Here is a 10,333-nt window from a genome sequence, read left to right as displayed (position 1 = left end):
GACGGCCACACCCCAGCCAGCCGCGGAACCAACCTCACCAAACAACACACCTAGAACCAGCGCTCGAGCACCTGCGCGACGCCGTCCTCGCTGTTCGGGCTCGTCACCTCGTCCGCGATCGCCAGCACCTCGGGGTGCGCGTTGGCCATCGCCACGCCGTGCCCGGCCCACTTGAGCATCTCCAGGTCGTTGGGCATGTCGCCGAACGCGATGATCCGCTCGACCGGCACGCCGAATCGCTCGGCAACCTCGGCCAGCCCGGTCGCCTTCGTGATGCCGTGCGCCGCGATCTCGATCAGCCCGCCGCTGGCGGAGAACGTGATGTCCACCGACTCGTCGAGCACCGCGCGCGCCGCCCGCGCCATCTCGTCCGACGTCATGTCCGGGTGGCTGACCAGCAGTTTCACCGCAGGCCGCCCGACGATCTCGGCCCGGGACACCGGCACGCCCTCGCCGTCGCCCCACGGGTTGTGGTAGCCGTGCTCGACCACCAGGTGCTCGACGTCGGGGTCGAGCGCGCGGCGGCCGACCCGTTCGGCGGCGAACCCGGCGCCCGGCAGCGCCTTCGTCAGCTCGTGCACGGCGTCGTTGAGCATCATCGGCTCCAGCGCGCCGTGCACCCCGACCACCTCGTCCTTGCCGATGTCGTACAGCACGGCGCCGTTCGCGCACACTGCGTAACCGGTCAGGCCGCCGGCCTGCGCCACCGACGGGATCCAGCGCGGCGGGCGGCCGGTGGCGAGCACGATCGGGATCCCCGCTTCCGTGGCGCGGCGCAGCACGGCGGCGGTGCGGGGGGACATCCGTTCCATCGGGTCGAGCAGGGTGCCGTCCACATCCGACGCGATCAGCAGGGGTTTCTCCACACCCCCATTGTCCCCTGGGGTCCGGGCCGACGGATTGTCGGTGCTGACCGATAGCGTGGGCCGGTGCGCGTTGGCATCGTGATTCTTCCCGAGGACCGGTGGTGGGCGGCCGAGCCGAAGTGGCGGGCCGCCGAGGAGTACGGCTTCGACCACGCCTGGACCTACGACCACCTCGGCTGGAGAACGCTGGTCGACGGCCCGTGGTTCGCCGCAGTGCCCACCCTGACCGCCGCGGCCATGGTGACCTCCACGATCCGGCTCGGCACGTTCGTCGCCTCGCCCAACTTCCGCCACCCGGTGCCGTTCACCCGCGAGCTGATCACCCTCGACGACGTGGCCGACGGTCGTCTCATCCTGGGCATCGGCGCGGGCGGCCTGGGCTACGACGCGGGCGTGCTGGGCGGCGAGGAGCTCACCCCGCGTCAGCGGTCGGACCGGTTCGCCGAGTTCGTCGAGGCGCTGGACGGCCTGCTCATCACCGACGGGTTCGACTACGAGGGCACCTATTACACGGCCCGCGGCGCCCGCAATCTGCCCGGTTGCGTGCAGCGGCCGCGAATTCCGTTCCTGATCGCCGCCAACGGGCCGCGCGCGATGAAAGTTGCCGCAACTTATGGTGGCGGCTGGGTGACCACCGGTCCCCGGGTGGAAACGCTCGACGAGTGGTGGCAGGGCGTCGCCGAGCTGTCCCGGCGCTTCGACCAGGTGCTGGCCGAGAACGACCGGACGGGTGAGGACGTCCACCGGTACCTCAGCCTCGACTCGTCCCCGGTGTTTTCCCTGGTCAGCGCTCAGGCGTTCACCGACGCGGCCGGTCGCGCCGCCGAGCTCGGCTTCACCGACGTGGTCGTGCACTGGCCGCGTTCGTCCGGTCCGTACGCCGGTCGCGAGGCCGTGCTCGAAGAAGTGGTGGCCGACGTGCTCCCGGGCCTGCGCGAAGCGCAATAGTGAATGTGGGTGCGATTGCCCTCAGTAGCGTCGGTACCCTCGCTTCCCGTGAGCGAGCACACGAGCAACACTGACGTCACCGACGCCGAATTCGCCGGGTACGACCTGGTCGTCGTCGGCTCCGGCTTCTTCGGGCTGACGGTCGCCGAGCGCGCGGCCAGCCAGCTCGGCAAGCGCGTGCTCGTGCTGGAACGGCGTTCCCACCTGGGGGGCAACGCCTACTCCGAGGCCGAGCCGGAGACCGGCATCGAGGTGCACCGCTACGGCGCGCACCTGTTCCACACGTCGAACAAGCGGGTCTGGGACTACGTCAACCAGTTCACCGAGTTCACGAACTACCAGCACCGCGTGTTCGGCAAGTACAAGGGGCAGGTCTACCCGCTGCCGATGAACCTGGCGCTGATCAACCAGTTCTTCGGCAAGTCGCACACGCCGGACGAGGCCCGCGCGCTGATCGCCGAGCAGGCCAGCGAGATCAACACGGCGGACGCGCAGAACTTCGAAGAGAAGGCCATCTCGCTCATCGGCCGCCCGCTGTACGAGGCGTTCTTCCGCGGCTACACCGCCAAGCAGTGGCAGACCGACCCGAAGGAGCTGCCCGCGGGCAACATCACCCGCCTGCCGGTGCGCTACACCTTCGACAACCGGTACTTCAACGACACCTACGAGGGCCTGCCGGTCGACGGCTACACCGCCTGGCTGGAGCGGATGGCCGACCACGAGCTCATCGAGGTCCGCCTGAACACCGACTACTTCGACGTCCGCGACCGCATCCCGGCAGGCACGCCGACCGTCTACACCGGCCCGCTGGACCTCTACTTCGGCTACTCCGAGGGCCGCCTCGGCTGGCGCACGCTCGACTTCGAGCAGGAGGTCGTCCCCACGGGTGATTACCAGGGCACGTCCGTCATGAACTACAACGACGAGGACGTCCCCTTCACGCGGATCCACGAGTTCCGCCACTTCCACCCGGAGCGCGACTACCCGAAGGACAAGACGGTCATCGTCCGCGAGTACTCGCGCTTCGCGAACGACGACGACGAGCCGTACTACCCGATCAACACCCCGGACGACCGGGCGAAGCTGGAGCGGTACCGGGAGCTGGCGAAGGCCGAGGCGCGCGAGCGCAACGTGCTCTTCGGCGGCCGCCTCGGCACCTACAAGTACCTGGACATGCACATGGCCATCGGTTCGGCGCTGTCGGTCTTCGACAACAAGATCGCCCCGCACCTGACCGAGGGCGCCCCCCTGGACGGGAGCATCGATGCTTGAGAAGAAGCCGGAGCGCGCCGCTGAGATCGAGGTGCTCTCCAAGGTCCAGGGCGCCCTGAAGCGCCCGGCCACCGTGAAGGCCGCCCGTGGCCTGTCCCACTTCGGTGAGCACGCGATCGGGTGGTTCGCCGCCGGTCTCGTCGGTGCCGCGGTGGACCGCAAGCGCCGCAAGGACTGGCTGGTCGCGGCCGCCGGCGTGGTGGGCGCGCACGGCGCGTCGATCGCCGTGAAGCGCGTGGTCCGGCGGCCCCGCCCGCAGGACCCGAGCGTCGAGGTCCTGGTGGGCACACCGAGCCGGTTGAGCTTCCCGTCCTCGCACGCCACGTCCACTACGGCGGCGGCGGTGCTCTACTCGGGATTGACCGGGCGTAACCTGGTTCCCGCGCTCGTCCCGCCGATGTTGGCGTCCCGGCTCGTGTTGGGGGTGCACTACCCGACCGATGTGCTCGCCGGCGCCGCGCTCGGCGGTGTGGTCGGAGGTCTGCTGCGCAGGAAAATCCGCAAAAAGGGGTAGGGAACCACCCGTGACCAAATCAGTGAACAACGCCGCGGAAGCCGAGATCGTGGACGAAACCAGCGAAACGGCCGAGGCGAAGACCGCGCAGTCGGCGGAGACGGCCGAGCCGGCCGAGACGACGACCGAACCGGCTCCGGCGGCCAAGCGCGGCCCGGTGGGCATGGTCCTCGGCGTCGCCAAGACCGCACGGCCGAAGCAGTGGGCGAAGAACGTCCTGGTCTTCGTCGCGCCGTTCACCGCGGCCCAGATCACCAACGGTTCGGTGCTGCTCGACGCGGTCATCGCGTTCGTGGCGTTCAGCCTGGTCGCGTCGTCGGTGTACCTGATCAACGACGCGGTCGACGTGGAGGCCGACAAGGCGCACCCGACCAAGCGGAACCGGCCGATCGCGGCCGGGATCGTGCCGGTGCCGGTCGCGTACGCGGCCGCGGTGCTGTTCTTCGGCGTCGGCCTGGGGCTGTCGTTCCTCGCGAGCCCGGAACTGGCCATCGTGCTGGGGGTCTACGAGGCGGTGCAGCTGGGCTACTGCTTCGGCCTCAAGCACCAGCCGGTGATCGACCTGGCGATCGTCGGGTCCGGCTTCCTGATGCGCTCGATCGCCGGTGGTGTCGCCGCCGGCATCGCGCTGTCGCAGTGGTTCCTGCTGGTCACGGCGTTCGGTTCGCTGTTCATGGTCGCGGGCAAGCGCTACGCCGAGATCATGCTCTTCGAGCGCACCGGGGCGAAGATCCGCTCGTCGCTGAAGAAGTACTCGGCGAGCTACCTGCGTTTCGTGTGGGCGACCGCGGCGGCGATCCTGATCATGTCGTACTCGCTGTGGGCGTTCGAGCTGCGTGAGGGCGCCGACCAGTCCGTGTGGCCGGTCATCTCGATGGTGCCGTTCGTGATCGCCGTGCTGCGCTACGCGGTCGACGTGGACGGCGGCACCGCGGGCGCGCCCGACGAGATCGTGCTCAAGGACCGGATCCTGCAGGTCCTCGGCGTGCTGTGGGTCGCCACCCTCGGGATCACCTTCTACCTGTGACGACCACCTTGGCCCGGCCCGGCGGCGGCACGTCGACCGAACCCGCACCGCGCCCCGCGCTGACCCGCCTCGGACCCGGCCGCACGCTGGCCGAGCTCGTGCTGGGCACGGTCGCGGCGGTCGTGTTCAGCCTGGTCCTGCAGTTCGGCTCGAACAAGCTGGGCGTCGACCCGGGCACGTACGTGCCGGACGCGCTGGTCAACCTGGCCGTCGCGGTGATCGTCGTCGTGTTGTTCGGGTCGCTGGTCTACAGCGGCGCGGCCCGCTGGCCGCTGTGGGTGCGCCTCGGCGGCAGCTGGGCTGCGCTGACCGCGCTGTCCACCCTGCTGCTGGCGATCCCGCTGCAGGGCACCCGGTTCTTCCTCGGCGGCTCCAGCGTGGACAACACGTTCCGCCTGCAGTACCTGGAGCGCTTGACCGAGACGGCCGGGCTGGCCGATGTGAACTACCACGGGCTGGCCGCCTACTACCCGGGCGGCTGGTTCTGGCTGGGCGGCCGGTTCGCGAACCTGCTCGGGCTGGAGGGCTGGGCCGCCTACAAGCCGTACTCGATCACCTGGGCCGCGGTGTCCGGGGTGGTCGCGTTCGTGTTGTGGAGCCTGGTCGTGCGGCGCCGGATGGCGCTGCTGGCCTCGGTCGCCACGATCCTGGCCGGGTTCGTCGCCCTCGGGCCGGAGGAGCCGTACGCCTGGCCGACCACCGCGTGGCTGCCGCCGGTCATGCTGCTGGCCTGGCACGCGCTGCGCTCGCGTGAGCGGGTGCCGGCCTGGACGCTGCTGCTGATCGGCGTCTACCTGGGCTTCTCCGCGGTCACCTACACGCTGCACGTCGCGTACGGCGTGGCGGCCGTGGTGGTGCTGGCGCTGGTCGTGCTCGCGCTGGACGTCCGCGCGGGGCAGCAGCCGTGGCCCGTGGTGCGGCGGTTGCTGCTGCGCCTGGTGGTCATCGGCGTGGTCACGGCGGTGCTGGCCCTGATCACGTGGGGCCCGTTCATCCTGGCGGGCGGGCTGGGCAAGCCGAACGTCGCCGCGCACTTCCTACCCGAGATCAGCGCCTACTTCCCAATGCCGTTCACCTCGGCGAGCGCGTTCGGCGTGCTGTGCCTGGCCGGTCTGGTGTGGCTGGTGCTGCGCGCCCGCCGCGACCCGGTCGCGCTGGTGATGCTGGTGCTGACCGCGCTGGTCTACGCCTGGTTCGCGTTGTCGAACCTCGCGCTGCTGGTCCGCACCACGCTGCTGTCGTTCCGGTTCATCGTGACCGTCGACGTGGTGCTCGCGGTGGCCGGCGTGTTCGCGCTCGTCGAGCTGGTGCGGGTGCTGCCGAGGCTGATCGGCCGGGTCCGCCCGGTGCGGACGGTCGCGTTCGCGCTGGCCGTGCTCGGCGCGGTATCGGTGTCCCAGACGATCGTGGGCACGACCATGAAGGACTCGGTGGACACCGCCGAGTCCGACTACTACCCGGACGGCTGGACCGCGAGCTTCGGGCACGACCCACAGCAGGACGGGTACTGGACGCCGCAGCTGATCAGCACGATCGCCGAGCTGACCGGTCGGCCGCCGACCGGCAACATCGTGTTCTCGGCGCACGACCGGCTGCTGTCGTTCGAGCCGTACTGGGGTTTCCAGCAGACCACGCCGCACTACGCGAACCCGCTGGCCGGCTACACGCAGCGCAACGACGAGATCCGGTCCTGGGCGACCGCCCGGGACTCGGCCGACCTCCTCGCGCGGCTGCGGACGAACCCGCACGAGGCGCCCAACGTCTTCGTGCTGCGCCGCGGCGACGACGGGAAACTGCTGGCGCCGGTCGTGTCCGACACGTTCCCGCGTGCCGTGCCGATCCGCGTCGACGAGGTCGAATTCGCGCCGGAACTGTTCTCGGCGCCCGAGTTCGAGCGGCGCGACGTCGGGCCGTTCACGGTGATCGTGGACTCTTCGGCACCACCGATTAGCTGAATGTGTGAGTTTCTCGTAAACTGCTCCGCACACACCCGTTGATCGGAAACGCAGAGGGGGCTCCGGCGTGACCTACCCCCTGTACCGCACCGGCACGATCGCCGTCGTGGACGGCGTCGCGCACCCGGTTTCGTATGCGGCGGGCGACAACTACGTGCACTTCCCGCAGGTGCGGGACGCGAGACCGGCGCCGTTCCCGCGCCAGGAACTCGCCGGCCCGGTTCCGGTGGAGATGTGTGAACGCGTTTTCTCGGTGCAGGTCTACGCCACCTACCGGGACCACCGCGTGATGGTCGACGCGGCGTACGAGAACGGCACCGCACGCGTTCTGGATGCCGAATGGGACCACGAGTGGGCCACCATCAACGGTTTCGTCCAGGAGAACTCCTACGAGTACTACAAGACCGTCGACATGCGGGATCTGCGTGACTACGCGGAACGGCAGAACGACTTGTTGTTCACGCGGTGGCGGGCGGCGCGGTTCGCGCGGCCGGTCGAGGGCATCACGCCGCACGGCGGCTGGCCCAACGGCCAGGCCGCGGTCGTCAGCGGCCGCCCGCGGTCCGGTGTGCTGGAGACCGAAGGCGGCCGGGTCGCCGAGGTGAGCACGCGCGCGGAGTACCTCGGTTCGTCGTGTGAGGTAGCGGGGATCACTTTGGACGGTTCGGTCGGAGTGCACTACCTGGGCAGCGATTTCGAGCGCGCCGAGGCCGACGGGTTCCGCCCTGGTCCGGACGGCCGCTGGTCCAAGACGGTGCACATCTTCGACCTGGCGCGCTACCACGAGGTCCACCGGGACCTGCTGTTCGACCAGTGGCGTGAGTCGAGGGATAGCCTGGCCCGATGAGGCAACCACGGAACCAGGCCCGGGCGTGTGCGTGAAGTGACACAGGTTCTGGACGTTTCAGACGAGGTCGACCGCACCGCTCGCCGGCCGCGCCGGTCGCTGCCCGGGAATCCGGAGTTCTGGCTCACCGGGGCGCTGGCCGCGCTGGTCGGCGTGGTGTTCGTGGCCAGTGGCATGGCGTGGAACCAGGGCAAGCTGATCGCGCCGCTCGACGACGTCTACATCCACCTGCAGTACGGGCGGCAGCTGGGACTGGGGCACTTCTTCCAGTTCAACACGGGCGACGACATCAGCGCCGGGGCGAGCAGCCTGTTGTACGCGCTGGTGCTGGGTGCGGCGTACCTGGTGGGGTTCCACGGCACGTTCTTCCTGGCCTTCGCGATGGGGTTCGGCATCCTGTGCTTCGCGCTGGCGACCGGGCTGGTCACGGTGCTGGGCACGAAGCTGGTGTCGCGTTCGGTCGGCGTGTGGTCGGGTGTCCTGGTCGCGTTGAGCGGGCCGCTGGCGTGGGGTTCGGCCAGTGGCATGGAGGTCGGCCTGGTCATGCTGCTGGTGGTCGCGACGCTGCTGGCGTTCGTGACCGAGCAGCCGTGGGCGCGGTTCCGGTGGACGCCGATCCTGGGCGGCCTGCTGGCGCTCGTGCGGACCGAGGGCCTGATCCTGGCGGTGACGCTCGCGTTCGCGGCGTTGTGGACGGTGTGGGCGCACCGGCACATGACGCGTCCACGGCGGACGGTGCTGCGGGCACTGTGGACACTGCTGCCGATCGCGGTCGGCGTGGCGCAACTGCTGTTCTACAAGATCGCGACGGGGACGGCGTCGGCGAACGGCATCCAGTCGAAGTCGTTCCTGCACGACCGGCCGGTGTTCTGGCTGAGCGAGTTCGCGGACCGCACGATGGCGAACGCGCGGGCGTTCGTGAGCATCTTCCTGGGTTTCGACGGGCAGGACTACGCGTTCCCGGGTGCGTTGCTGGTGTTCGCGGCGGGGATGGTCTACGTGTTCCTGACGCGGCCGACGTGGCGGCCGATGCTGTACGCGCTGGCGGCCGGGTTGCTGCTGATCCTGGTGTCGGTGTCCACTTTGAACACCGCGCTGGTGCACGAGCTGCGGTACGTGCAGCCGTTCATGCCGGTGTTCGTGCTGTTCGTGGTGATCGGCGTGTACGGGCTGAGCCGGATCGCGGCGCGGGAGCGGGCGCGGCGGATCTCGCTGCACGGCGCGCTGGTGGTGGTGCTGGTGTTGTCGCTGGCGACGCTGCCGAGCTGGTCGGTGCGGTTCGGCCGGGCGACGGCGGCCATTCGCGACACGGACGTGTCGGTGGCGCAGTGGGTGCGGGGGAACCTGCCGCCGGGTTCGGTGGTGGCGGTGAAGGACGTCGGCGCGGTCGCGTACTTCGGCGGGCACCGGGTGCTGGACCTGATCGGCCTGGGCACGAACGGTTTCGCGGCGCCGGCGAACAACGGCACGGGTTCGTTGTACGAGGCGTTGAAGCACCTGCCCGCGGCGGAGCGGCCGGAGTACTTCGCGGTGTACGACCCGTGGCCGGGGCCGTCGATGGAGCCGTTGAAGGACGTCGGGGTGTTGCGGACGCCGTCGGAGATGAGCTTCGAGGTGCAGGCCCAGCCGGATCTGGGTGGGCGGTTGATCGTCCCGTTCCGCTGGCTGAACGTGTACGAGGCGGACTGGTCGCTGGCGGGCAGCGGCGACTCCCAGGCGGTGCCCGGTGAGCTGCGGGACTACGTGAACGTGGGTGACCTGCGCAGCGAGGGGGAGCACGGGTACGGGCCGGTGCTGGCCCAGGTGGGCACGCAGCCGTGGACGTCGCTGGGCCGGGTGGGCGACGTGATCGACAGCGCGAGGCCGATCGTCGGCGGGGAGAGGTTCACGGCGCACAACCTGGTGCCCGGCCGCCCCCTGACGCTGACGTCCCGCACGGCGATGCACGGCACGGTGTTCGACATGCGGGTGCTGGTCAACGGCGTGGAGGCGGGCGTCTGGACGCGTGATTCCCAGCAGGGCACGTGGTCGACGTACAGCTTCACGGTGCCGGCCGAGCTGGTGACGGGGCCATCGGTGGAGGTCGAGATCCAGCAGCCGCGCCCGCTGCTGAACCCCTACCCGGACTACACCTCGTACGGCTACTGGCTGAGCCAGTAGACCGGGGTTCGCGCCTCTGCTGTGCGCGAACTTTGTTGCCGAACAAGATCGGCGGCTGGTGTGCTGGACGCATGAGTGACGAGAAGCCCGCACTGGTCCTGCACTTGGCGACCGGCGGTGAGCCGCTGCTGTTCGCGCTGCCGCCGGAGGACGTCGAAGAGCTCGAAAAGGAGCTGCACCTGCTGCTCGAGCACGGCTCGGTGCAGACGGTGAAGACCAAGGAGGGGGCAAAGGTGAGCGTGAACTTCAGCCAAGTGGCCGTCGCGTACATCGATGACCTGCAGCGGAAGAACAAGGTCTTCGGCCTGCGCTGACCCGCCCGCCGGCCCGGTTCGGCAGGGAAGTCCGCCACGGCCGCGCGAGCCGCCCAACGGCGGCGCCACGTGGGTGCCGTTCATGCGGGCGCGAGCGACCCAGCGGTGGCGGCACGGTTGGCCCAGCGGCGATGGCACGTGGGAGCCCGTCGCGGTCACACGAGTGGCCCAGGGGCGATGGCACGTGGAGACCGGTCGCGCCCGCATGAGTGGGCAAGTGGTGGCGACCCGGACGGTTCGGCGGCAGTGCCACGTGAGAACGGTTCGTGCCCACGCGAGCGGCCAGTGGTGGCTGCACGGTTGGCCCAGCCGTCGTTTACGAGGGGGCCGATCGGGCACCCACGAGCGGCCCAGCGAAGGCGCGACGAACGGGCCAGCCTCGTCCCCCGCGAGGAGCTCAACCGCGCGCTCGTGAAAAGCCCAGGCACGC

The 10,333-nt window shown here is 69.8% G+C and carries 9 protein-coding genes; 8 read left to right on the top strand and 1 reads right to left on the bottom strand.

Annotated features, from left to right (window positions below; all coding sequences use genetic code 11):
• Positions 1 to 50: 50 nt before the first annotated feature.
• Positions 51 to 866, bottom strand: a complete 816-nt coding sequence (locus L2C96_RS27255) for an HAD family hydrolase (protein ID WP_020416447.1) — start codon at positions 864 to 866, stop codon at positions 51 to 53.
• 63 nt (positions 867 to 929) lie between these two features.
• On the opposite strand from L2C96_RS27255, the gene L2C96_RS27250 reads away from it, so the two are divergent.
• The 8 genes from L2C96_RS27250 (at position 930) to L2C96_RS27215 (ending at position 9,903) form a co-directional block, all read left to right on the top strand.
• Complete coding sequence (locus L2C96_RS27250; protein ID WP_237338271.1) at positions 930 to 1,814, top strand: LLM class flavin-dependent oxidoreductase; 885 nt, start codon at positions 930 to 932, stop codon at positions 1,812 to 1,814.
• Between the two features lie 48 nt (positions 1,815 to 1,862).
• Complete coding sequence (gene glf, locus L2C96_RS27245; protein ID WP_020416449.1) at positions 1,863 to 3,086, top strand: UDP-galactopyranose mutase; 1,224 nt, start codon at positions 1,863 to 1,865, stop codon at positions 3,084 to 3,086.
• Positions 3,079 to 3,600 carry a phosphatase PAP2 family protein gene (locus L2C96_RS27240; RefSeq protein WP_017986196.1) on the top strand — a complete coding sequence of 174 codons (522 nt, stop codon included), beginning with the start codon at positions 3,079 to 3,081 and terminating at the stop codon, positions 3,598 to 3,600. Before glf ends, L2C96_RS27240 begins: the two co-directional genes overlap by 8 nt.
• A 10-nt stretch (positions 3,601 to 3,610) precedes the next feature.
• The gene (locus L2C96_RS27235) at positions 3,611 to 4,627 is read left to right on the top strand and encodes a decaprenyl-phosphate phosphoribosyltransferase (protein WP_372491273.1); all 1,017 of its coding nucleotides are present in this window, start codon (positions 3,611 to 3,613) and stop codon (positions 4,625 to 4,627) included.
• Positions 4,624 to 6,582 carry an arabinofuranosyltransferase gene (locus L2C96_RS27230; RefSeq protein ID WP_237338270.1) on the top strand — a complete coding sequence of 653 codons (1,959 nt, stop codon included), beginning with the start codon at positions 4,624 to 4,626 and terminating at the stop codon, positions 6,580 to 6,582. The genes L2C96_RS27235 and L2C96_RS27230 overlap by 4 nt, the downstream gene beginning before the upstream one ends.
• Positions 6,583 to 6,649: 67 nt before the next feature.
• Positions 6,650 to 7,429, top strand: coding sequence for a hypothetical protein (locus L2C96_RS27225; RefSeq protein ID WP_020416452.1), 780 nt, complete (start codon positions 6,650 to 6,652; stop codon positions 7,427 to 7,429).
• Between the two features lie 36 nt (positions 7,430 to 7,465).
• Positions 7,466 to 9,589: a DUF8728 domain-containing protein gene (locus L2C96_RS27220; RefSeq protein ID WP_237338269.1), complete on the top strand. Its 2,124-nt coding sequence runs from the start codon at positions 7,466 to 7,468 to the stop codon at positions 9,587 to 9,589.
• A gap of 71 nt (positions 9,590 to 9,660) precedes the next feature.
• Entirely contained in the window at positions 9,661 to 9,903 is a 243-nt protein-coding gene (locus tag L2C96_RS27215; RefSeq protein ID WP_020416454.1) for a hypothetical protein, read from the top strand.
• Positions 9,904 to 10,333 lie beyond the last annotated feature (430 nt).

Source organism: Amycolatopsis tucumanensis (genome assembly GCF_021654135.1).
Lineage (GTDB): Bacteria > Actinomycetota > Actinomycetes > Mycobacteriales > Pseudonocardiaceae > Amycolatopsis_E > Amycolatopsis_E tucumanensis.
The sequence above is the reverse complement of the archived record's forward strand: the minus strand, read 5'-3'. Positions and strand labels throughout refer to the sequence as shown.

Bases quoted from the DNA above. Each gene is read 5' to 3' on its own strand.
- L2C96_RS27215 (WP_020416454.1), top strand. From the start codon at position 9,661: ATGAGTGACGAGAAGCCCGCACTGGTCCTGCACTTGGCGACCGGCGGT.
- L2C96_RS27240 (WP_017986196.1), top strand. From the start codon at position 3,079: ATGCTTGAGAAGAAGCCGGAGCGCGCCGCTGAGATCGAGGTGCTCTCC.